This is a genomic window from Burkholderia sp. Bp9143 (assembly GCF_003853645.1).
Classification (GTDB): domain Bacteria; phylum Pseudomonadota; class Gammaproteobacteria; order Burkholderiales; family Burkholderiaceae; genus Burkholderia.
In genome coordinates, this window is sequence record NZ_QTPO01000150.1 from 1 (window position 1) to 905 (window position 905).

Below are 905 nucleotides of genomic sequence, written 5' to 3' on the forward strand. Positions count from 1 at the left end.
CCTTCGTCGCGCAGCAGCTTCAGGTTCGCGACCGCCACCGCGGCTGCGACCGGATGGCCCGAGTACGTGAGGCCGTGATTGAATTCGCCGTTGTCGATGATCGGGCGCGCGATCCGTTCGTGGATGCCCACCGCCCCCATCGGCACGTAGCCCGACGTCAGGCCCTTGGCCATCGTGATCAGGTCCGGCTCGAAGCCGAAGTGCTGGTGCGCGAACCATTCGCCGGTGCGGCCGAAGCCGCCGATCACTTCGTCGGCGACGAGCAGGATGTCGTACTTGCGGCAGATCCGCTGGATTTCCGGCCAGTACGTCGATGGCGGGAAGATCACGCCGCCGGCACCCTGGAACGGCTCGCCGATGAACGCGGCGACGTTCTCCGCGCCGAGTTCGAGGATCTTCGCCTCGAGCTGCCGCGCACGCGCGAGGCCGAACGCCTCGGGCGTCTCGCCGGCTTGCGCTTCGCCGAAGAAGTACGGCTGGTCGATGTGGACGATGTGCTCGACCTTCGACGGCATCTGCTCGTGCATGTAGCCCATCCCGCCGAGCGTGCCGCCCGCGATCGTCGAGCCGTGGTAGCCATTCTTGCGCGAGATCACGAACTTCTTCTGCGGCTTGCCCTGCACGCGCCAGTACTGGTGCACGAGACGCAGCACGGTGTCGTTGCCTTCCGAGCCGCTGTTGCAATAGAAGAAGTGGTTGAAGCCCGCGGGCGTGACTTCGGCGAGCATCGCCGACAGTTCGATCACCGGCGGGTGCGTCGTCTTGAAGAACGTGTTGTAGAACGGCAGTTCCTGCAACTGGCAATACGCGGCGTCCGCGAGCTCCTTGCGGCCGTAGCCGACGTTCACGCACCAGAGGCCGGCCATCCCGTCGATGACCTTGTTGCCGTCCGAGTCCCACAGGTA

The 905-nt window shown here is 65.5% G+C and carries 1 protein-coding gene; it reads right to left on the bottom strand.

Annotated features, from left to right (window positions below; translation table 11 throughout):
- Nucleotides 1–905, bottom strand: a 905-nt coding sequence (locus tag DIE23_RS39070) for an aminotransferase (protein WP_124618209.1), incomplete at both ends; no start/stop codon positions are given.